This is a genomic window from Deltaproteobacteria bacterium (assembly GCA_016709225.1).
In the GTDB taxonomy this organism is placed as follows: Bacteria; Myxococcota_A; Polyangia; order Nannocystales; family Nannocystaceae; genus Xiheibacterium; species Xiheibacterium phototrophicum.
The window spans coordinates 2,640,943-2,663,911 of record JADJEE010000001.1 but is presented as its reverse complement, the minus strand read 5'-3'; the positions used below and the strand labels follow the sequence as shown (position 1 = coordinate 2,663,911).

The 22,969-nt window shown below is 71.9% G+C and carries 11 protein-coding genes; 6 read left to right on the top strand and 5 right to left on the bottom strand.

Annotation, left to right across the window (positions count from 1 at the left end; all coding sequences use genetic code 11):
* Window positions 1-59: 59 nt before the first annotated feature.
* The 3 genes from IPH07_10785 to IPH07_10775 form a co-directional block, all read right to left on the bottom strand.
* Window positions 60-1,418, bottom strand: coding sequence for a hypothetical protein (locus IPH07_10785; protein ID MBK6917875.1), 1,359 nt, complete (start codon window positions 1,416-1,418; stop codon window positions 60-62).
* Window positions 1,419-1,629: 211 nt separating this feature from the next.
* Complete coding sequence (locus tag IPH07_10780; protein MBK6917874.1) at window positions 1,630-2,772, bottom strand: VWA domain-containing protein; 1,143 nt, start codon at window positions 2,770-2,772, stop codon at window positions 1,630-1,632.
* A 287-nt stretch (window positions 2,773-3,059) separates the two neighbouring features.
* Window positions 3,060-5,510, bottom strand: coding sequence for a hypothetical protein (locus tag IPH07_10775; GenBank protein MBK6917873.1), 2,451 nt, complete (start codon window positions 5,508-5,510; stop codon window positions 3,060-3,062).
* Window positions 5,511-5,948: 438 nt separating this feature from the next.
* Between IPH07_10775 and IPH07_10770 the strand changes: the two genes are divergently transcribed.
* Genes IPH07_10770 through IPH07_10755 form a run of 4 tightly spaced genes read left to right on the top strand, consistent with a single transcriptional unit; the run spans window position 5,949 to window position 14,766 of the window.
* The gene (locus IPH07_10770; protein ID MBK6917872.1) at window positions 5,949-7,820 is read left to right on the top strand and encodes a phospho-sugar mutase; all 1,872 of its coding nucleotides are present in this window, start codon (window positions 5,949-5,951) and stop codon (window positions 7,818-7,820) included.
* On the top strand, window positions 7,817-9,184 hold the full coding sequence (locus IPH07_10765; GenBank protein ID MBK6917871.1) for a carboxypeptidase regulatory-like domain-containing protein: 1,368 nt from the start codon (window positions 7,817-7,819) through the stop codon (window positions 9,182-9,184). The genes IPH07_10770 and IPH07_10765 overlap by 4 nt, the downstream gene beginning before the upstream one ends.
* A 24-nt stretch (window positions 9,185-9,208) precedes the next feature.
* On the top strand, window positions 9,209-12,373 hold the full coding sequence (locus IPH07_10760; protein ID MBK6917870.1) for a protein kinase: 3,165 nt from the start codon (window positions 9,209-9,211) through the stop codon (window positions 12,371-12,373).
* Between the two features lie 44 nt (window positions 12,374-12,417).
* Window positions 12,418-14,766: a trypsin-like peptidase domain-containing protein gene (locus IPH07_10755; GenBank protein ID MBK6917869.1), complete on the top strand. Its 2,349-nt coding sequence runs from the start codon at window positions 12,418-12,420 to the stop codon at window positions 14,764-14,766.
* Window positions 14,767-14,798: 32 nt separating this feature from the next.
* Here IPH07_10755 and IPH07_10750 read toward each other — a convergent pair whose 3' ends face one another.
* Both IPH07_10750 and IPH07_10745 read right to left on the bottom strand, forming a co-directional pair.
* Window positions 14,799-16,079: a DEAD/DEAH box helicase gene (locus IPH07_10750; GenBank protein MBK6917868.1), complete on the bottom strand. Its 1,281-nt coding sequence runs from the start codon at window positions 16,077-16,079 to the stop codon at window positions 14,799-14,801.
* Window positions 16,080-16,149: 70 nt separating this feature from the next.
* The gene (locus IPH07_10745; GenBank protein MBK6917867.1) at window positions 16,150-17,547 is read right to left on the bottom strand and encodes a sodium:proton antiporter; all 1,398 of its coding nucleotides are present in this window, start codon (window positions 17,545-17,547) and stop codon (window positions 16,150-16,152) included.
* Between the two features lie 203 nt (window positions 17,548-17,750).
* On the opposite strand from IPH07_10745, the gene IPH07_10740 reads away from it, so the two are divergent.
* A complete protein-coding gene (locus IPH07_10740; GenBank protein MBK6917866.1) occupies window positions 17,751-20,276 on the top strand; it encodes a Smr/MutS family protein in 2,526 nt (841 codons plus the stop codon).
* Window positions 20,273-22,945, top strand: a complete 2,673-nt coding sequence (sppA, locus tag IPH07_10735) for a signal peptide peptidase SppA (protein ID MBK6917865.1) — start codon at window positions 20,273-20,275, stop codon at window positions 22,943-22,945. Before IPH07_10740 ends, sppA begins: the two co-directional genes overlap by 4 nt.
* Window positions 22,946-22,969: the final 24 nt, after the last annotated feature.

The window sequence follows — 22,969 nt, the reverse complement described above, 5'->3', positions numbered from 1 at the left end:
GCGCCCTGGCACCTTAGCAGGCGCGCAGGTGGCCGTGGGCGTCCGCGGGTTGGAATCGCCTACGCGCGCACGCGTCGACGGCGGGGACCCGCGAGCAGCAGGGCGAGCCACCACGGCTGTGGCGCCGCGGTGCCGTGGGCGCTGCGGCACGCACAGCCGCCGGCGTCGTCACCGGACGCGGGCACGCCGCTGTCGCTGCCACCGGACTCGCCGTCGTCGCCCGCACCCGTGGCGTCCGCGGTGGCACCGGTGGTTCCGTCGGCGCCGCCGGTGTCGGCCCCGGCGGTGCCGCCCGTGGTGTCGCCCGGGACCATCGCGTCCGAGCCGACGATGGTGATCGCGATCTCGTCGCTGGCGGGGTTGGCCGACTCGTCCTCGACGTCGACGCGCACGGTGTAGTCGCCGTCGGGCAGCCCGGTGATGGGGAACTTCAGCTCGATCGGGCTCGCGAACGCCCCGTCGTTCTCGAGCGGCTCGGCGAGGTTCGGACCGTCGATCGTGATGGTGGCCTTGATCACCGCCGGGGTCTGATCGTCCTGCAGGCCGACCTCCAGATCGAACTTGCTGCCCTCGATGGTCGCGCCGTCGGCGGGCGCCAGGATCGCGACCGCCGGTGCCGCGGTGTCCGGCACGCTGGGCCCGAAGATGAGCAGCAGCTCGGCGTGGCTGCTCTGGTGGCTGTTGTCGCCGCAGGCCTGTTGATGGTGGCTGCAGAAGCCCTGCGTGGGGTTCAGATCGGTGTTGCTGACGATCTGATAGCACTCCTCGCGGAAGGTCTTGTTGCTGCCCTCGGTGGTCGGGTAGAGCAGGTCCTGCTTCTCGTCGACGTGGTCGAGGCCCCAGGTGTGCGCGAGCTCCTGCAGCATGATCTCGGCGACGCCGTCCGCGGAGGTGCTGGCCTCGAGCGTGAACGAGACCTCGCCGCCATAGTTGTCCCAGCAGTCGCCAGCAGGGGCGATGCCGGCGAAGTCGGGGTTGCTACCGGCCCAGTTGCCGACCATCTCCATGTCGTAGTCGCCTGCGCCCGGCCGCTGGTCGGTCACCGTGATGCCGAAGTCCGCGACCCGCTTGCGCACCACTTGGATGATCGCCGCGCGGTTGGCCACGTCGCCGGAGTACGGCTCCACCGTGCCGGGAAAGATGGTCGTGCAGTTCTGCTGCGGATCATTGTTGCCGCACGCGTTCAGCTCGCCACCGTCGAAGTTGACGTAGAGGATCTTCGAGCCGAGCCGCTGCGGTCGCGCATCGTCGACGATCGACGGCTGCTCGCTCGGGCGCGGCGCGGTGGCGATCGCTCGGCGCACCGGCGCCGTGGCGGGCTGCGGCTCGACGCGCGCGTCGTCGGCGGGCACCGGCGTGGCGGTGGCGACGGTGGGGAGCAAGAGGCCGAGGGCGAACAGCAGGGGCGACGGACGCATGGGATCCTCGATCGAGCGCGCGCGGGGGGAGCGGGCGGGCGCGGAGGTGGTTGGAGCCAGGTGGGCTTGGGCCCACTCTACGCCACGGGGCAATGCGGCGGAACGGCAGGCTTGCAAGCCTCGGTCGATCCGCCGCACCCCGAGCGGGTCGGTGTGTCGCGTCGGTTCCAGCGGGACGTGAGTCCCAGCACGAAGATACGTGGACCGCGGATCAACCCGCGGGCACGGTCGCGCAGCCGAACTGGATCGAGACCTGGGCCCCTTGGAAACCCTGGATCGTGTCGCAGGTCTGCGGGCACAGCAGGATCGTCGTGGGGTCCGCGGGGTCGTCGTAGTACCAGCCATCGGTCACGCCACCGCAGTCCGCGGGGCCCTCGACGTAGCCGATGTCGAGCGTGCCGACGCCGTCGAAGAACTCGACGTTCACCTCCATGGGATCGAACGTCTCGCCCTCGGGCGGCGGCGGGATCGTGAACTCGCACGCCAGCGTGGAGCCCTCGATCACCTGCGCGGCGACGGCATCGAAGATCGGCTGGAACTCCTGGTCGCACAGGTTACCGAAGATGCCGCCGGTCGCCATGGTCAGCTGCATGTACACCGCGCCCGCGGCCGCCGAGGTGATGCAGCAGCTGGTCGAGTTGAGGCAGCCCGCGACCGGCCCCTCGGGGGCCGCGATCGCGTGCAACTTGTACGGCACATAGGTCGGGTCGAGCGCGGCCCACATGGTCTGGAAGTCGTTCGCCGACAGGTCCGAGTTGTCGTCGGTGACGACGATGACGTGCTTGCTGGCGGTCGCGCGCATGGCCGGCGCCCACTCGGCGTGGTGCTCGATGAGCTTCTGCAGCGCGTTGTTGCTGTCGACCCCGTCGACGATGTGGGTCAGCCCGGGCGGGTTGTTGTCGTCGGTCGGGCACATGCCGGAGCCCAGCGGTGGGTCGACGCAGACGCCGGTGTCGCCATCGATCTGCGAGATGAGCACCACGTGCGCGTCGATGTTCGCCAGGAAGATCTGCGATGAGAACGCGTTCATGTTGGCCTGCACGGCCTGCGCCTCGAAGTCCATGCTGCCGGAGTTGTCGACCACGATGATGATGTCGGCCGGCTGCAGGCCGATCGACGACATCATGTCGATCGACTGACAGGCACCGCCGCCGCTGCTGTCCGAGCCGCCGGGGCCGGCGACGTCGAGCTTGCCGAGCGTGTCGTTGGTGTCGGTCGCGTCGCCGGTGCTGTCGGAGCCCGCGCTCGTGATTGTGGTCGCCGTGGTCAGCGTCACGCCGCTGCCCGACTGGTTGCCCTCGTCGCGGTCGCTGCCGCAGCCCGCGAGCGAGCCCGCGACGATGGTCGAGATCATCAAGTTGCGCATAGGCCAAGCACCCCCGTCGCCGCATCATGCCGAGCGACCGGGCCTTGGACAACGCGGGTCGCCGGTTTGCCGACCGGTGCCGTCGGCTTTGCGCACACGCGGACGTGGGAACCAGCACGAACGCCGCGGACCCGGCTGCGAACGGCGATCACGGGGGATCGCGGTGCGCAGTCGGGTCCGTCGCGGCTGGGCCCCCCTCATCCGGTCGGGGGGCGCACGGGGTGCGGCCCTGGCGGGCGTTCGGGGGCACCGAACCTCGCCTTGGGGCCCAGGGCTCAGTGCAGCCAGCGCTCCGGCTCTTCGCCTTCGCCCTCGCCCTCGCCCGGTTCGGCGTCGGCACTCGAGGCGTCGACCCCCTCGGTGCGATCACGCTCGCGCAGCAGTGCGGCGATCACCAGGCCGAGGCCAGCGGCCCACAGCACCACCATGAATGCGATCCAGTAGGCCGAGGCGTCCATACCGACCAGCAGAGGGTGCGCCGACGACTGGGTCATCGCCACGAACTCGACCTCGAGGTTGTAGACCGCACCGGTGAACGCCAGCTGCAGCATCACCACGACCGCACCGACGATGAGCACGCGATGTCGTCCGTCGCGCTTGCGCGAGGCCAGCAACAGGGTCGCGACCGCGGTCTCGGCCACCAGCAGGCCCTGCGCGATGGTGGCCCACATGATCTCGGACTTCTCGTTGCCGAGGCCCGAGCGATCGAGCACGAGGGCGTACGCCGAGGCCAGCGCCGCCGCGGTGAGCACCACCGCCAGCTGGAAGCGGCCGAACGCGCGCCGCACCTCCTGGTAGCTGGCGACCGCCGCGGCACGGGCCGGCCGCACGAGGCTCGACACCAGCAGCCATCCCAGCACCGGCATGAGGAAGCCGGTCGCCACGAAGGTGACGAGGTTGACCTGGTCGTAGGTCTGCACGTGGATCTGCTCGCTGAGGTCGAGCAGCGTCAGCGCGCTGCAGCCGACGCTGGCGAGCCCGAGCGCCGCGCCCTCGATGGGGCGGAACAGCGGCGCCCATGGCTGCTCGACGCGGCGTCGCCACGAGGTCAGGCACATCACGCCCAGCATGAACTGGGTCACGAAGGCGTAGCCCATCATCGGCATCACGAGCTCGCCGGGGTGGCGGAGCATGCCCCCGTACGGCAGGCCCGAGTGCGCCACGGTGCTGGCGAGTGCGGCGGGCAGGGGCCCGAGCAGCAGGCCGGTCGCCGCCATGTCGCCGACCAGCATGGTGGTGCCGATGAGCCCCGGCACCAGCACGGCGAAGCCGAGCAGGCCGCCGACCACCAGCGCGTTGACCCGCTGGCCGAGCGCGTCGCCGAGGCCGATCGCCGTCAGGTAGGTGACCGCGGCGAAGCCGAGCACGCAGCCCATCAACGACAAGGTTGCGAACAGGCCGATCGTCGACGCCAACATGCCGCCCGCGACGGTGACCAGGCCGAGGCCCGCCACCAGCGCGTAGACGTTGGGCCCGATGGTCATCGCCATCGCGAGGTCACCGGCCGAGAGCCCGGTCATGCGCAGCACCGGCAGCGTGCCGGCTTCGCGCTCACGGGCGGTCGTGGTCGCGGTGACGGTCGGCCCGACCACCACCAGCAACAGCGTGCCGAGCATCATGAGGACGCTGCCGAACAGTCGCACGCGGGTGTCGTCGCTGACCGGCGCGCGGTAGCGGATCGACGGCTTCGTGAGGGCCATGGACTCGCTGCCCTGCAGCAGCCAGCCGCCGTACCACACCGCAGCGCCCGAGTCCTGCACCGCGCGGGCGAGCTCGTCGACGTGGTTGCGGGCCATGGTCGCGACGCCGTCGCCGACCTCACCCACGCCGGAACGACGGGCCAGACCGGTGAGGCTGCTGGTGCCCTCGTCGCCCCACTCGTCCTCGACGCCACCGATCGCCAGCCAGGTCGCGACCGCCATGCGCTCGGCGTAGTCGGTCGGCGTGGTGCGCTGGGGCAGCAGCTCGGCGATCAACTCGACGCGGCCGCCGGTGCCTCCGCCCTGCTCGCCGCCGTCGCGCTGGGTCAGCGCGTCGACGCGGCGGGCGACATCGGTCAGCGTGGCGCGCTCGATGGCGATCTGCTCGAGCAGCAGGCGCCGCTGATCGCTGCGCGGCTGGGGCATGCCGTCGCGGGTGAGATCACAGCCGCCGACCCAACCCACGCCGTCGAAATCGATCGCGCGGCAGTCACCCGGGAGCTCGGGCATCTCCACGTCGAGCGCCCACAACAGTCGCTCGCGTCGCCCCTCGACCGAGGTCACCGTGGCCGGCCGCAGATCCACCGCCGCCATCGAGAGCGCCCGCCGCAGCGCGACGGTGTCGCCCTGTAGCGCGCCCGTGCGCGGGCTGAGCTTGGCGCCGTTGGCCAGCTCGGCGGCCTCGTCGAGCCGCGCGTTGGCGCTGGCGATCCGGCGCGAGAGCTCCTCGAGCACGGCCAGTCGCAGACGTCGCTCGTGCTCGAACTTGGCGTCGACCCGCGCCTGCTCGCGATCCTCGTAGGCGCAGGCCGGACCGCCCGGCGCACCGCAGACCGCAGACGCGGACTCGATGCCGAGCGAGACCCGCAGCATGTGGGCCTCGCGGCTGTCGATACCGGTCAGTGCCGATATGCCCAGCCACGCCAGCCCGGACAACACGAGGATCGTGACCACCGCGGAGACCAGCTTGGCGCGCAGCTCTCGGCGAAGGAACGGTCGCAGACGGAGATACAGTGGTTGACGCATGATGGCTCCTTCGCTCCCCGGATGGGGGCCGTCACTCGGGGGGCGGTCGAGATGACGACGAGGGACAGCGAGCTTCCCTCATTGTTCCACAGAACGACGCGTGTGGCTCTGTGATTCGGTCCCCTCGTCGACGTGGTCTTCGGTGCAACGCGCGGGGGTGGTTCGTCGCGTTGGCCACGTCGTGATGGGCTCGACGTGGGGGTCCGCGTTGGGGTGACTCGAGTGGGTTGGCCGGGGCGCGCGTCCGCCGGCTCGGCTGCGAACGCACGAGTACCCCGACGGATTTCACCCGTGCGCGTGGTCGCGATGTCGGCGAGGGCACCACCGGCGCGTGGTCGCGGTTGCACCACGTGCAGCGCGCCGGTGCTCTGCGCGCCCACGTCGCGTTGCGATGGGTCTCCCCCAAGGCGTGGGCGCGCCGCTAAGATGCGGCCCACGATGACGCAGCGACCTCCCGGAGTGCATCCGGCCATCGAGCCCGACGACGCGACCCTCGTGGTCCCGGCCAGCCTGGCCGCACGTGGTACCGCCGACGGCGACGCCGGCGCGGGGTGGTTGGGACGCCTGCGCGCGTGGTTCGAGGATCCGCGGCACGCCGACGACCGTGCGATCCTCCGTGCACGCCTCGCCGCCGCCGGCTCCGGGGACGCGGCCGCACTGGCCGATCTCGAGGACGCGTTCGCGGGGCCGCTGCCGATCGGCACCGGCGGCCGTCGCGGTGAGGTCGGGCCTGGCCCCAACCGGATGAACGAGACCGTGATCCGCGAGACCGCGCAGGGCGTCGCCGATCTCGTCGCCCAAGAGGCCGCGCCCCGTCGCGTCGTGATCGCCTACGACACGCGGACCCACAGCCGCACGTTCGCCCACGCGGCCGCGCAGCAGCTCGCGGCGTGCGGCCTCGAGGTGATCCTGCTCGACGAAGCCCGACCGACGCCGCAGCTCTCGTACTGGGTGCGCGCGCGGGAGTGCGGCGCGGGGGTGGTGATCTCGGCCAGTCACAACCCGCCGGGCGACAACGGCATCAAGATCTATGGAAGCGACGGCGCACAGGTGTTGGGCGCCCGCGATCGCGCGCTCATGACCGCCATCACCGCGGCCATGGCCCGACCGTTGCAGCCCTCGGGCCCCGACGACGCGTCGCGGGTGCAGATCGCCGTCGGCGACGGCATCGCAGCCTTCGACGGGCCCTACCACGACTCGGTGTGGTCGCAGGGCGTCTGGCGCGAGGCCGCCGCGGCCGCGGCGGTGTCGATCGCCTTCACACCGCTGCACGGGGTCGGCCACACCGCCGTGCTGCCGCTGCTGCGACGCGCCGGTGTGGCGGTCGCGGTGGTGCCCGCGCAGCTGCCCGACGGCGGAGCGTTCGGCACCGTCGCGAGCGCCAACCCCGAGGTCCCCGACGCGCTGGCGCTGGTGATCGCCCAGGCGCAGCGCGACGGCGCCGATCTGGCGCTCGCGACCGACCCCGATGCCGATCGCCTCGGCGCCGCGGCGCGCAACTCGAGCGGCGACTTCGAGTTCATCGACGGCAACCGCCTGGGCGCGCTCATGCTCGATCACGTGCTGCGCCACGCGAGCCTGCCGGCCGACGGCTGGGTGCTGTGCACGCTGGTGACCTCGCCGATCATCGCGACGATGGCGAAGGCCGCCGGCGTCGACGTGGTCGACGACTTGCTGGTCGGCTTCAAGCACCACGCCGGCATGCTCGACGAGTTCCCCAGCCGGCCGCTGGTGTTCGCGTGCGAGGAGTCCCACGGCTACATGCGCGGCAACGACGTCCACGACAAGGACGGTGCCGTCGCAGCGTTGTTGCTGGCGGAGTGCGCGGCGTGGGCGAAGCAGCAGGGGCGCACGCTGCACGGCCAGCTCGACGCCATTTTCATGCAGCACGGCTATCACCGCGAGCGCACCGCGAACCTCTACGCCTACGGCGCGCGCGGGCGCGAGGCGATTTCCGGGCTCATGCAGCGCTGGCGTGACGAGCCGCCGCGGAGCATCGGGGGGCTCGACGTGATCGGCGTCGAGGATCGCAGCCGCCCCCGCGCGACCGGCAGTCGCGTGCGCGACCTCCCCGGCAACGTGCTCGTGTTCGAGCTGCAGAGCCGCGGTGCGCTGGCCTGTCGCCTGGTGGTGCGACCCAGCGGCACCGAGCCCAAGGCCAAGGTCTACGCGCTCGGACGCGGGCCCGCGACCGCCGACGCGGCCGGGTTGTCGCGGGTGGCGGCGGAGGTCGACGCGATGGTCGACGCCGTGCTCGCCGATGCCCGTGAGCGCGCCGATGCGATCATGCGCGGGGGCGACGGCAGTTGAGGTGGCGCGCGGTCGCGGCGGCGGCGGTGGTCGTGGTCGTGGCCGCGCTGGCGTGGTCGTGGCTGCGCGCCCGTGCCGAGCGTTCGCGACGCGCCGCGATCGACGAGGCGCTCGCTGTCGGTGACAGCGAGGGCGAGCCGGTCGACGGTCGCACCGGCGTCGGCGCGCGCAGCAATGACTCCGCGAGCCGGCGCGTACTCGGGCAGGTCGTCGACGAGTTCGGCGAGCCGGTCGACGACGGCCGCATCTCGCTGCGGTGCCTGGTCGAGGACGAGGTCGTCGCGATCCCGCGCTCGAGCGTGGCGCTCGACGACGAGGGGCGCTTCGCCGCGCCGGGCTGCTTCGGTGTGATCTGTGCCGAGCTCCACCATCCCGCGCTGCGGCCGGCGCAGCCGTGGGTGCTGCGCATCGGCGAGCCCACGGTGCTGCAGGCGGTCGGCTTGGCGCGGCTGCACGGCGAGGTCGTCGATCGCGGCGGTGCACCGATCGCGGGGGCCCGGGTGTCGCTGCGGCCCGGCGACGACGCCGACCCCGAGGGCATGATGCCGACGGTCTCGCGCTCGACCACCACCGATGCCGACGGTCAGTGGTCGATCGCGCTGGTCGAGCGGGCGCCGTGCGATCCCTGCACCGAGGTGAGTGGCGGCTGCGACGACAGTGTGTTGCCGTTGCACGACCATCTGTGGGTGGCCGCCAGCGCCGAGGGCTTCGCGCCGGCCCAGCTCGAGCTCGAGCTGACGCCCGGCCTCGATCGCGAGGCCCCCGCGCTGCGGCTGGGAGCCCCGGCCGACACCTTGAGTGGCCGCTTGATCGGCGCCGACGGGCACACCTACCCGCGTGCCCACGTGATCGCTCGGCCGACGGGAGCGGGTGAGGATGGCGTCGTGCTCGAGCAGCACGAGGCGGACGTGCAGGGCGACAGCTTCGCGTTCGAGTCGCTCGGTGCGGGGCCCTACGACCTGCGGGTGCTGCAGGACGGGGTCGAGATCGCGACCGCGAGTGCCGTGCGACCGGGCGACGACGTCGAGCTGGTGGGCCAGACGCCGGCGGCGGGCCCCGACGTGGAGGTTCGCGTGCTGCTCGCGGGCGTGCCCGCGCCGGGCGTGCGCGTGGACGGAGGCCCGTTCCGCGGCGCCGTGACCGATGCGCAGGGGCGGGTGCGGGTCGAGCAGGCCATGCCCGGCGACTACGTCCTGCGCGTTCGACGTTCGGGATCGCCCTCGGTGACCCATCCGCTGCACGTCGATGCCACGCACCACGACGACCCGGACCCGGCGGCGCGCGGCGTGCCGTCGCCGCGTCCGGCCGCCATGGCGCCCGGGCAACCCGAGCCCCTGCGCGTCGACATCGAGCTTCCCGCCTGACTTAGTTGCTATAGTCCCCCAGTCGTGAGTGTCCCGAGCCAGTCGCGGGCGGGGTCGGGCTCGTCGGCCGACGGCTTCCCCCAGCTCTTCGGCAAGTACGTGCTCGTGCGGCAGATGGCGCGCGGCGGCATGGGCGAGCTGTTCCTCGCCGCCGCCGGTGAGCGTGGCTTCGAGAAGCCGTGCGTCGTCAAGAAGGTGCTGCACAACCTCGACGACGCTGGCGTGCACCGCCGCTTCCTCGACGAGGCCAAGGTGGTGGTGCGGCTCAACCACGCCAACTTGGTGCAGGTGTTCGACGCCGGCCGCGTCAACGACGAGTACTACCTCGCGATGGAGCTGGTCGAGGGCAAGGACCTGCGCGCGGTGTGGAACCGCTGCGCCCAGCTCCACCGTCGCATCCCCGTCGACGTCGCGATGCACGTCGTGCGCGAGGTGTTGCGCGGGCTGAGCTACGTGCACGACGCGATGGGGCTCGACCTCGTGCATCGCGACATCTCGCCGCCCAACCTCCTGATGGGCTACCGCGGCGAGGTGAAGCTGACCGACTTCGGCCTGGCCAAGAGCGCCATCAAGCGCGAGATGACCAGCCCCGGCGTGGTGTTCGGGCGCTACAGCTACCTCTCGCCCGAGCAGGCCAAGGGCCTGCCGGCCGATCGTCGCACGGACATCTACGCCTGCGGCATCGTGCTGTGGGAGCTGCTGACGGGGCGGCAGCTGTTCCCCTCGAACAACCGCACCCACCAAGAGGCGCTGGCCGCCGTGCGCAACCCCAGCGTGCGCGCGCCCTCGGAGCTGGTGCCCGGCATCCCGGTCGGACTCGACGACGTGCTGCTGCAGGCACTCGCCGCCGACCCGGCCGAGCGCTATCAGACCGCGGGCGAGTTCCGCGTCGCGTTGTCGGAGATCCTCGCGCGCGACTTCCCCTCGTGCGACGCCGATCGCATCTCCGAGTTCATGCGCGAGATCTTCGCGCGCGAGTACAAGGTCGAGGGGCGTGACTACGCCCAGCTGGCGCAGCAGGACTTCAAGGACCTGCGGGCCCGCGCCAGCGACAGCGAGGCCATCAGCATCAGCGACGTCATCGCGCTCGAGGGCGGACCGCCGGCGACCCGCACCGCGAACTCGACCATCACCCTCGGCGAGTCCGACATCGTCGAGCTCGATGCCCCCGGCGCCCGGCCGGCCCAGGTGCCCAACGCCAAGTCGCTGCGCGAGTCGGCCCAGAGCTGGGTCGGGCAGGTGGTCGCGCAGCGCTACCGGGTCGAGGGGCTGATCGGCATCGGGGGCATGGGCGCGGTGTTCCGCGTGACCCACCTGGCGCTGGGCAAGACCTTCGCGCTCAAGGTGCTGCACTCGATCTACACGCGTGACGCCGACATCATCACGCGCTTCATGCGAGAGGCCCGCGCGGCCACGCAGACCGGTCACCCCAACATCATCGACGTCACCGACATCGGCACCACCGAGTCGGGCGACGTCTATCTGGTGATGGAGCTGCTCGAGGGCCAGCACCTCGGCGCGACCATCCGCCAGCAGGGCCCGCTGGCGATCCGCCGCGCGGTCCACATCGCGCGACAGATCTGCCGCGCGCTGTCGGCTGCCCACGAAGTCGGCATCATCCACCGCGATCTCAAGTCGGAGAACGTCATCCTCACGCCGCGCGGCAAGGACCCCGACTTCGTGAAGGTGCTCGACTTCGGCATCTGCAAGCACGTCAACGCCGACGCCTCCACCACCTCGCCGGGCCTCGTGATGGGCTCGCCCGACTACATGGCGCCGGAGCAGGGCGCTGGGCTCGACGCGACGGTGGCGTCCGACGTCTACGCGGTCGGCTGCATCCTCTTCGAGATGGTCACCGGGCGGCTGCCGTTCGAGGGCCGCAACGCGATCGACGTGCTGATGCAGAAGGGCGCCCGCGAGGCCGTGCGGGCGACCGCGTACCGGCCCGAGCTGCCGGAGCCGCTCGCCGACGTGATCGCCCGTTGCCTCGCGCGGGCCTCCGCGCTGCGTCCACCGTCGATGCGCGCGCTGGAGTACGAGCTCACGCGTGCGGTCGACGGCCGCGCGAGCGCAGTCGCCAACGTGCTAGGCCTGCAGGCCGCAGGCGACTCGCTCGACGGCGTGCGCATGAACGACGATCCCTCGCCGGCGGCATCGGCGAGCTTCCACCGCGCTGCGATCGCAGCGATCGACGCACCGCCGTCGGGGTACGTGCAGCCCGAGCGCACGGTCATCGCTCCGCCCCCGCGCGCGCCCGTGGCCGCGCCGCCGTCGGGGCGCGAGGACGCCGAGGCGCACCGACGCCCGTCGGCTGCCGCCGCCGCAGGCAAGGCGTTGTTGTTCGTCGCGTTGGGCGGGCTCGTGGCCGCGGCTGCATTGCTCGCGGTCGCACCCGAGTTGCTCGACCGTGTCCGCGGCGAGCCGTCGCCCGCGGTGGACGAACACCCCGCGACGCTCGATGAGCGCACGCATGCACCCGACGATCGCAAGCCGGGCGAGGCGCCCGTGGTCGAGGACGCCAGCGGCGGCGACACGAAGCACGGGCGCGGGCCGCAGCCCACCGAGCGCGAGGACGCCACGCCCCCGCGGGTCTCGCCCGGGCCCGACGATGCGGCCAAGGTGCCGACGCCGTCGATCGAGCCGCCGGCACCGACGCCCCACGAAGACTGGCTCGGCCTGGCCCAGGCGGCCGTGGTCGGCAAGCACTGGCGCGAGCCGGCCGAGGGCAGCCTCGCGGTTGCGCTCACCAACCTCGCCATCGCCGAGCCCGGCAACGCTGCGATCGCCAAGCTGCGGCAGCAAGCCGCCGACGACATCCTCCCCGGCGCGATCGCGAGTCTCGAGCGTCGCCAGTGGACCGAGGCGGCCGAAGGCTTTCGCGATCTCGTGGCGGTGTGGCCCGAGCACCCCGAGGCTCGCACGGGCCTGGCCGACGCGTTGTTCGGGCAGGCGCGCATCCTCAAGCGCCACAAGGATCACGCGGCCGTGCTCGCGACCGCCGACGAGCTGCTCAACGTCGCGCCCGGCGACTTCCGGGCGCTGATGCTGCGGGCCGAGTCGTTGATGGCGCTGCGTCGCTACGGCGAGGCCAAGGACGCCTACGGCGAGGCCCGCAAGCAGAAGCCGCGCAACAAGGACGTCGCGAAGGGCTTCTGGAAGGCCGCCGCGCTGGCCCGCAAGGACGGCTGAAGCCACGGCCCCGGCCGCGCTCGAGCTGCTACGCTCTGGCGGTCGTGACGTCGTCTCGCCTGCGCTCGATCCTCTCGCTCGCGCTCGTGTCCGCTTGCCACCGCGGCGCGGTCGCGAACCCGACCTCGCCGACCGAGCCCAAGGCCGCACCGAGCAAGCCGGTCACGGCCACGACGGCGACGCCGCGCACCCCCGAGCAGCTGCAGGCAGCCGCGTTCGACGCGACCGTGCTCATCACCACCGAGTGGGGCGCGGGTACCGGCGTGTTCATCGACCCGCGCGGCTATCTGCTGACGAACTACCACGTGGTCGCATCCGGGCGAAACGAGGACTTCGGAATCGGTGTGGGCGTGACACTGCCGCTGCGCCACGACGACGGCAGCATCACGGCGGGCGAGCGGCTCACCGCGGTCGCGGTGGCGATCGACGAGAAGCGTGACCTGGCGCTGCTCAAGGTCGGCGGCGACGGTCGCGAGTTCCCGGCGCTGAGCATCGCCGCCACCGATCCGCGCCCTGGCACCCGCGTGTTCGCGCTCGGCAATGCTGGGGTCGGTCTCGGCTGGGCGATCAAGCGCTGCGCGATCAATGCCATCGGCACGCTCGACGATCAGGTCAGTGCGATCGTGCAGATGCAGCGCGACGTCTCCGCCGAGGAGAAGACACGCATCGAGGAGGGCATCCGCAAGGCCGCCACCGATGCGGGCCGACAGATCCAGACCGACTGCTCGATCCTCCCCGGCGACAGCGGCGGGCCGCTGGTCGACGAGTCGACCGGCGAGTTGGTCGGCCTCAACGTCGCCGTCCGCACCGCGTTCAGTCAGTTCGTCTCGCTGGGCTCGCTGGCCTTCCACATCCACGCCCAGGAGCTGCGCGACTTCGCCAAGGACCGCCCCGAGGCCGCCAAGACCTTCCTGCCCGATCCCTGGACCAGCGCGGGCACGCTCGGGCAGCTCATCGACTTCGATCAGGACGGTGAGGTCGACGCGCTGACCTTCGCCGGCACCTGCGGCGAGAACCTCACCTGTCAGGTCGCCTTCGGCGATCTCGATCAGAACAGCTTCCGTCGCGTGAAGACGCTGCCGACCCCCGCCGAGGTGCAGGGCTCGCGGGCGTTCGACGCCGAGCTGGCGATGCTGCGGAACTCGCGACTGCCCCGCAAGCCCCAGGCGTTTGCGATGCCGGTCGCCGACACCCTCGCGTACCTCGACACCAACGACGATGGGGCCTTCGACACCGTCGTGGTGCAGGACGGCGAGAGCGGCAAGACCCGCGGCTACACCCTCGCCGGCGGGGTGCCGACCCGCGAGCCGGCGCTGGACGGCGTGCTGCTGCGGGATCTGGCGCAGCGCTTCGAGAAGGCGCCGCTGCGTCCGGGGGTCGAGCGCTTCGTCGACGCGCTGACGACCGGCCAGTCCGAGCTCACCGGTCTCGATCGCGTGCATGCCATCACCGCACGCACCGACGACCGCTCGAAGGACGGCGTGCCCGACACCCTCGACGTGCAGACGCGGCTCGACAAGCGCGTGCTGTTCGACGTCGATCAACAGGTGCTCCCGAAGCTGGCCGCCATCGCCGCGCGGAGCAAGGCGCGCACGCGGGGCGGTCCGCGCCCCGGCGGCGACTTGGCCGTGCTGCGTGCCCTCCGCGCGGGTAGCCTCCACGCCGACGTGATGGTCGTGCAGTCGTCGCCGACCCGGGTCTTCTACGACACGAACGACGACGGGGCCTACGATCTCATGCTCGAGGGCGCCTCCATCGACAGCGGCGTCGCGCTGCGTGCCGCCTCGATCGACGCCGGCGGCAAGCTGGCGATCGCCACCGAGCACCTCGGTCGCCTGCTGCTGCGCCCGGCGCTGCTCCACGACAAGGCGCGCGGCGAGCGGCTCGCGACGATGCTCGCCAACAGCTTCCCGACCGCACCGCGGGCGGCGCTTGCGGACGACGCCAGCTCGTTCCCGCCGCCGCTGCCGACCGCCGCGGTCGGGGTCTCGCCGATCGGCAGCTTCGGGAACCGCGTGTTGTCGGTGTTCGATCGCGACGCCGTGGTGGTGCTCATCGATCTCGACGACGACACCTTCAAGGGCAAGCGCGCCAAGCAGAGCCCGCTGGCGGTGGTCCAGGCCGGCAAGTTCGATGCCGAGGTGACGCTTCGCTTCGCCAACGGCGCGGTGTGGGCCTACTACGACGCCGACGACGACGGCCGCTTCGAGCACATCTTCGTGGCCGGCAGCGGCGAGCCCGGCAAGGTCGCGATCGGCTACAAGTCCGGCAAGCGCGGGGTGGAGCGCGATGCGGCACGCGCAGGCACCCGGCTCATCGATCCGGCGCTCTTCCGCGACAGCGCGCGGCGCAAGCTGCTCGAGGAGATCGCCAAGCAGTTGCTACCGGGCTGAGCGGTGCACGTGCGCCGCTGCACCGCGCTCGGCTAGCCGCGGCGCGGGCCGCCGCCGCGACGGCCACCGCCGCCGCGACGTCCACCACCACCACCACCACCGCCACCACCACCGCGCCGGCGGGGGGCCGGCGCGGACGCGGCCGGGCGACGCTGGCTACGGTCGAGGTCGGTCATGGGCGGCGGCGCGACCGACCACGCGTGCTGCTCGACGCGGTCGATGTGGCGCTGCATGAGCCGCTCGATGTCGACCAAGAACTCGCGCTCTTCGTCGTCGCACAGCGACAGCGCGATGCCCGAGGCGCCGGCCCGCGCGGTGCGCCCGATGCGGTGCACGTAGGTCTCCGGCACGTTCGGCAGGTCGTAGTTGATCACGTGCGTGACGCCGTCGATGTCGAGTCCACGCGCGGCGATGTCGGTCGCCACCAGCACCTCGAGATCGCCGCGTCGAAAACCTTCGAGCGCGCGGGTGCGGGCGTTCTGCGACTTGTTGCCATGGATGGCCGCCGAGCGGATGCCGGCCTTCTCGAGCGCCTGCGCGATGCGGTTGGCGCCGTGCTTGGTCCGACTGAACACCAGCGTCGATCGCACGCCCTCGCCCCGCAGGAGGCTGACCAGCAGCCTGGGCTTGTCGCCGCGGCCGACGAAGTAGATCTGCTGCTCGACGCGCTCGGCCACCGAAGACGGCGGCGCGACCGCGACCGTGACCGGGTCGTGCAGCATGGTGTCGGCGAGCGTGCGAATCTCGTCGGGCATCGTCGCCGAGAACAGCAGGTTCTGACGCTTGGCCGGCAGTGCCGCGATCACGCGGCGGACGTCGGGGAGGAAGCCCTGCTCGAGCATGCGGTCGGCCTCGTCGAGCACGAACACCTCCACGCCGCGGAGGTCCACGCGACCACGGCCGTGCAGGTCGAGCAGGCGCCCTGGCGTCGCCACCAGGATGTCGACGCCGCGATCGAGCTCGGCGATCTGCGGGGTGTCGTTGACGCCACCGAAGATCACCGCGTGCCACAGCTCGAGGTGCTTGCCGTAGGTCGCAAAGCTGTCGCCGATCTGCGCGGCGAGCTCACGCGTTGGCGTGAGCACGAGGCCGCGGATCTTGGGATCATCGCCGGCGCGCGCATCGACGCGCTGCAGCATGGGCAGCGCGAAGGCTGCGGTCTTGCCGGTGCCGGTCTGTGCGCAGCCGATCAGATCACGGCCTTCGAGCACGGGCCGGATCGCCTGCTGTTGGATGGGCGTTGGCTCGCGGTAACCGGCCTCGTCGACCGCGCGAAGGATCGGGGCTGCGAGCCCCAGCTCGTCGAAAGTCACGTGGGGCAGGTCGTCGCACGCTTTGGGTGCCGAAGCAAGTCCGGCGGGCCCGGTGGGCGCGATTGTGCCGCTAGAAGAAGATCAGCGTCACCAGCACGAACGACGGGATGAGGATCGCCACGCTCCACTTCATGTAGCCGAAGAAGCTCGGCATCACGACCTTCGACTCCTCGGCGATGGCCTTGACCATGAAGTTCGGCCCGTTGCCGATGTACGAGTTGGCGCCCATGAAGACCGATCCGCACGAGATGGCGACGAGGATCACCTCGGGGACGTTGGTGCCGGGCACCAGCGCGCCGCTCAGCAACCCGCGCTCCGTCATGCCGCCGGCGGTCTCGAAGAACACCAGGTAGGTGGGGGCATTGTCGAGGAAGCTCGACAGCACGCCCGAGGCCCAGAAGAACTTCGCTGGCGTGTCGACGCCGAGCTGATCGCCGCTCGACTGCAGGATCAGCAGCGCCGGGATCATCGTCAGGAAGATGCCGATGAACAACGCGGCGACCTCGAGGATCGGGAACCACGAGAACGAGTTCTTCACGCGGGTCTCGGCCGGCGAGGTGAACCGGGAGCCCAGCATGCAGCCCACCATCGCGGCCTCGCGCACGAAGATGCCGTGCTCGTCGCGGATGAAGGCCGCGCAGGCCACGATGCCGAGCAGCCACACGACGTTGATCGCACCCTCGATCTTGAGCGGCGTGGCGTGGGCGAGGTCGGAGCGACGGGCCTCGGCGCTCTCACGGCCGTAGAAGTGGCGATCGACCACGAAGTACAGCACCAGCAGCATGCCGGCGACGACCGACATCTCTTTCCACAGTCCCGTGGTCCACAGGAACGGCACGCCTTGCAGGTAGCCGAGGAACAGCGGCGGGTCGCCCAGTGGCAGCAGCGAGCCGCCGACGTTCGAGACCAGGAAGATGAAGAAGACCACCGTGTGCACCACGAAGCGGCGCTCGCGGTTTGCCCGCAGCACCGGGCGGATGAGCAGCATGGATGCGCCGGTGGTGCCGATGAGCGAAGCGATGACGGTGCCGAACGCGAGGAACGCGGTGTTCGACTGCGGCGTGCACTTGAGGTCGCCGGCCAGGTAGATGCCGCCCGAGATGTAGAACAGCGCGCCCAGCAGCGTGATGAAGCTGGCGTACTCGTGGAGCTTGAGGCCGAGCTCGCCGAAGTTCGGCTCGATCATCGTGAGCCACACGACCGGGTACAGCGAGAGCGCGAGGCCAAGCAGCAGCTTGTTGAGGTTGCTGTGCCACCAGTGCTCGAGCTTGGTCAGCGGGATGATCGCGATCGACAGCAGCATCACCACGAAGAACACGACCATCCACGTCGGCGGCGGGTGGTGGTGGGCGCCGCCCGCCTCGTTGGCGAGCGCGGTCGCCGGCGCCGCCGCCAACGCGAGCGCGCCGATCGACAGCAGGGGGGTGAGGCGAGGGCGGGCGAGCGGGCGAGGGCGAGACGCGTGCATGCGCTTGGTCTTTCGAGGGCGGTGCGCCGTGGGAGCGGCGTCGTCGAGCGGGAGCGCGGAGGGGGAGGGGTGCCTCGTGCGGGCGGCCGGATGCCAGCCAAGCCCAGCAAAGCCGCATCTTACGTCCCGAACTCATGTGAGGGCTAGTGCATTATCCTCTCGGGGCTCGCGTGGGCGGCGGTCGTCGCGGGCGTACGGGTCTCATGTCCGACGTGTTGGCGATGGCCGATGCCGTCCACCTCGAGTGGCCGGCGCTGCAGCAGGCACTGGCGCAGGCGCTCGGTAGCCCGGCGGCGCGGGCTCGGCTCGAGCAGGAGCGTACACAGGCGGCCGGCGGCGACGAATCTGCGTCGTCGTTGTTCTCGCTGCAGGGCGATCTCGCGGCATGCGCGTCACGACTGGTCGAGCTCGACGAGCTCGAGTCGCTGCAGCAGCGCAACCCCGACCTCGCGCACGCGAGCCTCATGGCGCGCGTCGAGCCGATCGCCGCGGTGCTGCAGCGCGCGGCGCGGGGACTACCGCTCGACGTTGCGGAGCTGCTGGCGGTCGGCGACGCACTGGTGGCAGCGGTCGCGTGGGCGGACGCGCTGCAGCATGATCCCAGCAAGGACCGCGAGCCGCCGTTGCCGGCGTTGCGTGCCGCGCTGAGCTCGCTGCAGCCGCCGCGTCCGCTGACGGCACGTCTGCAGCGGTCGATCGAGCCCGATGGTGTCGACGGCGAGCCCGCGCTGGCCGACGGCGCGAGCGAGACCCTCGCCCGGCTGCGCGAGCAGGTGCGCCGCGCCAAGGCTGCGCTGCGCACCGCCGCCGAGCGGCTGCTGCGGCGCCCCGCGCTGGCCGACGCCTTCGGCGACGCCTACGTCACCGAGCGCGAGGGCCGGGTGGTGCTGCCGGTGCGGGCCAGCGCGTTCTCGGCGAGCGGTGGCCCGGGCACCATCGGTGGCATCATCCACGACGCCAGCCAGAGCGGGCAGACGCTCTTCGTCGAGCCCCACGAGCTGGTCGACGAGAACAACGCCGTGCGCCACGCCCAGGTCGCGGTCCGCAGCGAGGAGCAGCGCGTGCTGGCCGAGCTGTCGCGCGAGGTCCAGCGCAGCGCGGACGTCATCGGCGACTGCGTGGAGGCGCTGGTGCGCGTCGACGCGATGGCGGCCCGTCTCGCGCTGTCGCGGGCGCTGGGCGGCATCACGCCGGTGCTGCTCGAGCCCGCCGCCGACGCCGTGCTCGAGCTGCCCGACGCGCGACATCCGTTGATGTTGCTGCGCGGGCGCGAGGTCGTGCCCAACCTGCTCCGCGTCGCCCACGGCACCGCGCTCGTGATCAGTGGCCCGAACGCGGGCGGCAAGACCGTCGCGCTCAAGACCATCGGGTTGTGCGTGCTGCTGGCGCGGGTGGGCGTGCGGCTGCCGACCGCCAGCCCCGCCCGCGTGCCGCTCTTCCGCGGCATCGTCACCGACGTCGGCGACGACCAGTCGATCGCCCGGGATCTGAGCACGTTCTCGGCCCACATCGGCCACGTGCGCCGGGCCTGCGAGCGCGCGCGCGACGATGGCGAAGGTACGCTGGTGCTGCTCGACGAGGTCGCGGTCGGCACCGATCCGGATCAAGGCGCGGCGTTGGCCGAGGCGATCGTGCGCGAGCTCGTCGAGCGCCGTGCGACCGCGGTGGTCACCACGCACTACGAGCGCCTCAAGCTGCTGAGCCACGGTGATGCGCGCTTCGTCAACGCGGCGGTGGGCTTCGAGCTCGCGACGTTGTCGTCGACCTTCCGCATCCATCTCGGCATCCCCGGCAACTCGAGCGCGCTGGCGGTGGCGCGCCGGCTGGGCTTGCCCACCGCGGTGCTCGACGCCGCGGCCGCGCTCGTCGACGGTGGCCGCGCCGACCTCGACGCGGTGCTGGTCGAGCTGGCCGAGCTGCGCGAGGAGCTGCGCGACCGAAGCCTCGAGCTGCGCCGCGAGAGCGATGCGATGACGGCCGCACGGCTGCGGCTCGAGGCGCTCGAGCGCGACGAGTCCGAGCGCGCCTCGGCCAAGCTCGCCAAGGCCCACCAGGCCGCGGCCGCCGAGCTGCGGGGGCTCTCGGCCGAGCTGCGCGACGCCCGGCGGGCGCTGCGTCGCGGCGCCGACGAGGCCGCGATCGCGCGGGTCGCCGGGCAGATCGGCGACGCCGCGTCGCGTCTCGACGCTTCGCGACCCGCGGCGCCCAGCGGCCCGTCGGCACCGAAGGTGGTGAGCACGGCGGTCGGCGATCGCGTCCGCGTCGAGCGACTCGGGCTCGACGGCGAGGTGGTCGCGATCAAGGGCGATCGCGTGACCGTGCAGCTCGGCAGCGGTCGCACCACCGTCGCGCGTGACGAGCTGACGGTGCCGAGCGGTGGGCGACCCAAGCCCGGCCCGACCCGCACGGGACCGGCCGCGGTCACGCTCGAGAGCGACGGTGCGCGCTACTTCGGTGCCGAGGCCCGCGCGGTCGAGCCGGGCGTCGACAACGTCGTCGACCTGCGCGGCGTCCGGGCCGACGAGGCCCTGGCACTGCTCGAGTCGCAGCTCGCACGGGCGATCGAGGACGACACCGAGCTCGTGATCGTGCGCCATGGCCACGGCTCCGGCGCGCTGCGCAAGGCGGTGCGCGAGCACCTGCCGTCGTTGCCCCACGTCGCGCGCCATCGGCCTGGGCTGCCGGCCGAGGGCGGTGACGCAGTGACCGTGGTATGGGTGCGGGGATGAGGTCGTCGTTCGCTCCGCAGGCGGCGACGCTCGCCGCAGCGATCGCCATGCTGCCCGGTGATGCGTCGGCGGGCCCCAACGAGGGCGAGGCGCGACCGATCGCGCGCGACGCCGATCGCGTCTACACGACCGTCGCGGGCGAGGCCGATGGTGCCGCAACCGTCACCAACCCCGCCAACCTCGGCTTCCTCCGCGGTTTCGGCGGCGTCCTCGATCTCTCGTGGACCCGTGGCGCTGCGCTGCGCCGCGGCAACGGCGTGGGCCTGTTGCTGGGCCTCCCGCTGCCGCTCCAGATCGCATCGATCGGTCTCGCCTACCAATACCTCAACCCGCTCACGCCCGGCGTGGTCGACAGCGGGGTCGCGCAGCCGCAGAACCCCGACGACCCCTACAGCAAGATCACACTCGCGGCCGCGTTCCCGCTCGAGCGCTGGCTGTCTCGACGCGCCAGCACCCCGCGCGCGCTGCGACGGTTGTCGCTCGGCATCTCGTACTCGCGGCTGGCGTCGGCACAGAACTTCCACGCCGCAGGGACCAACTCGGTCGATCTGGCGCTGGCGTGGTGGCCGACGCGATTCCTCGCCTTCGGCTTCGTCGCGCGCAGCATCAACATCCCGCGCACCGGGCCCGAGCCACCGGTATCGCAGTCGTACGTGCTCGACCCCGAGCTCGCGCTGCGTCCGCTCGGCACCAACGCGCTCGAGCTCGCGGTCGGCCTGCGCTATGCGCCGCGGGTCCCGGGGGACGTGCGCTGGAGGACCCACTACGTCGATCCGCGTGGGCGCGTGCTGCTCAACCTCCGCGGCGTGCGGCTGTTCGCCGAGGCCGAGCGCTTCCAGTATTGGCCGGCGAGCTCCAACGGCGAACAGAGCGACGCTCCCCGCGACGCCGTGCGCATCAACGCCGGCTTCGGCATCGACTTCGGTCACTTCGGCTTCATGGCCGGCGCGACCAGCTCAGCCGGCGGCACGTCGTCGTTCGCGGCCGACGGCGGCGTGCTGCGCCTGCGGGCCTCGCAGGAGCGCTACCGCAGCGTCGTCGGGGCGCGGCCCCGCGTCGTCACCAAGTTCGAGCTCGATCGCTACGCCGGCGACCGCGGCATGTGGCGGTTGATCGGCGAGCTCGACGATCTCGCCGACCGCCGCGGGGTTGCGCTGGTCCACACCGACGGCATGCACCTCGGATGGGCCCAGCTCGAGGAGATCCGCGAGGCGCTGCTGCGCGTGCGCGAGCGCGGCGGCAAGGTCGTGGTCTACATGCACGGCGGTGGCCTGCGTGGCTACTTCCTCGCCGCCGGTGCCGACCACGTGGTCGCGCACCCCAACGCCGGCCTCGAGCTGCTGGGCATGCGCATCCAGGCGTTCCACTACGCCGACCTGCTGGCCAAGCTCGGCGTGCAGGCCGAGTTCGTGCGCGTGGCCGAGTACAAGGGCACGCCCGAGAGCTGGGAGCGCCCGGCTGCCAGCGAGCCGGTCGCGCGTCAGCGCCAGCAGCTCGTCAGCGACGTGTGGAACCATGTGCTGCGCACGGTGGCGAGGGATCGTGGCCAGGATGCGCGCGTCATCAAGGCGTGGATCGACGACGCCCCCATCGATCCGCCGACGGCCCTGCGCGAGGGCATCATCGACGAGCTGTCGTTCCCCGACGAGCTGGACGCTCGGCTCGAGCGTCTGCTGGGCCGTCGCATTCGCATCGAGCCGCCCGATCGTCGCAAGGAGCATGCAGCGATGTTCGGGCCGCCGCCGCGGGTCGCCGTGCTCACCATCGAGGGCGACCTGCTCGACGGCGAGAGCTTCACGGTGCCCCTGCTCGGCCGCCGCATCGCGGGCGGCACGACGCTGGCCAAGCAGGTCGAGCGTCTGCGAAAGGACGACTCCGTGCGCGCGGTGGTGGTTCGCATCGACAGCGGCGGCGGCTCCGTGCGCGCGGCCGACGACATCGCCCGCGAGCTCGACCTCACCCGCAAGCGCAAGCCGGTCGTGATCTCGATGGGCAACGCCTGCGCCAGCGGCGGCTACTATATCGCCACCGGCGGCCAGTACATTTATGCCGATGCCACCACGGTGACGGGCAGCATCGGCATCTTCTATCCCAAGTTCGACCTCTCGGGCTTCGCCGAGAAGATCGGCATCGGCATCGATCAGTTCGACTTCGGTGACCACGCTGGCCTGCGCTCGTGGTGGAAGCCGTACAGCGAGGACGAACGCGAGGCTGCGCAGCGCAGCATCGAGGACGGCTATCGCGAGTTCACGGCCCGCGTCGCACGTGCGCGCAGCATGACCCCCGAGCAGGTCGACGCGGTGGCGCGCGGGCGGCTGTGGTCGGGCGTGCGCGCGATGGAGCTCGGCCTGGTCGACGACTACGGTGGCCTGCGCGAGGCGATCCAGCGCGCGCGCGCGATTGCGGGGCTGCGCACCGATGAAGGCGAGATCACCCTGGTGCCCGACCCGCCGAGCCTGCTCGCCAACCTCAAGGCGATCCTCGGCTTCGATCTGCCCAACCCGCTCGGCGCCTCGCCCAGTGCTCGCGGGTTGGGGCAGGTCGCGCTCGGGTGGGCGCTGCCGGTGCCGCTGGTGCGGGTGCTGCGGCTGGTGCCGTTGTCGCTGTGGTTCGGCGATCGGCCCGGCGCGCTCGCGCTCGCCGAGGAGACCATCGTCTTCGAGGACTGACGCGCGGGCCCCCGACGGCGGGGG

Excerpts from the sequence above, each read along its gene's own strand:
- sppA (MBK6917865.1), top strand. The coding sequence starts at position 20,273 with ATGAGGTCGTCGTTCGCTCCGCAGGCGGCGACGCTCGCCGCAGCGATC.
- IPH07_10745 (MBK6917867.1), bottom strand. The coding sequence starts at position 17,547 with ATGCACGCGTCTCGCCCTCGCCCGCTCGCCCGCCCTCGCCTCACCCCC.
- IPH07_10770 (MBK6917872.1), top strand. The coding sequence starts at position 5,949 with ATGACGCAGCGACCTCCCGGAGTGCATCCGGCCATCGAGCCCGACGAC.
- IPH07_10740 (MBK6917866.1), top strand. The coding sequence starts at position 17,751 with ATGTCCGACGTGTTGGCGATGGCCGATGCCGTCCACCTCGAGTGGCCG.
- IPH07_10775 (MBK6917873.1), bottom strand. The coding sequence starts at position 5,510 with ATGCGTCAACCACTGTATCTCCGTCTGCGACCGTTCCTTCGCCGAGAG.
- IPH07_10780 (MBK6917874.1), bottom strand. The coding sequence starts at position 2,772 with ATGATCTCGACCATCGTCGCGGGCTCGCTCGCGGGCTGCGGCAGCGAC.
- IPH07_10785 (MBK6917875.1), bottom strand. The coding sequence starts at position 1,418 with ATGCGTCCGTCGCCCCTGCTGTTCGCCCTCGGCCTCTTGCTCCCCACC.